At 50.9% G+C, this 407-nt stretch carries 4 tRNA genes; all 4 read right to left on the bottom strand.

The features are described 5' to 3' along the window. Positions 1-13: 13 nt before the first annotated feature. Positions 14-89 (bottom strand) — tRNA-Asn (locus ABFY09_RS15135). A 34-nt stretch (positions 90-123) separates the two neighbouring features. Beyond that, positions 124-199 (bottom strand) — tRNA-Lys (locus ABFY09_RS15130). Between the two features lie 15 nt (positions 200-214). Next, positions 215-290, bottom strand: a tRNA-His gene (locus ABFY09_RS15125). Positions 291-312: 22 nt separating this feature from the next. Next, a tRNA-Pro gene (locus tag ABFY09_RS15120) sits at positions 313-389 on the bottom strand. Positions 390-407: the final 18 nt, after the last annotated feature.

Below are 407 nucleotides of genomic sequence, written 5' to 3'. Positions count from 1 at the left end.
CGCTATACTCCGATGGCTCCTCGAACTGGACTCGAACCAGTGACCCAATGATTAACAGTCATTTGCTCTACCAACTGAGCTATCGAGGAATTAATCAGATACGCAGAATTTAGCGTTGGATAGTGGTGGGTCGTACTGGATTCGAACCAGTGACCAATTGATTAAAAGTCAACTGCTCTACCAACTGAGCTAACGACCCAACTATCAGTAGCAATGGGGTGGACGATGGGGCTTGAACCCACGACCGCCGGAATCACAATCCGGAGCTCTACCAACTGAGCTACGCCCACCATTACAAGGTGATGATAAAAATGGTCGGAGTAGAGGGATTCGAACCCCCGACATCCTGCTCCCAAAGCAGGCGCGCTACCAGACTGCGCTATACTCCGATGGCTCCTCGAACTGGA

This window comes from Marinomonas sp. 5E14-1 (genome assembly GCF_039939215.1).
GTDB lineage: Bacteria > Pseudomonadota > Gammaproteobacteria > Pseudomonadales > Marinomonadaceae > Marinomonas.
The sequence above is the reverse complement of the archived record's forward strand: the minus strand, read 5'-3'. Positions and strand labels throughout refer to the sequence as shown.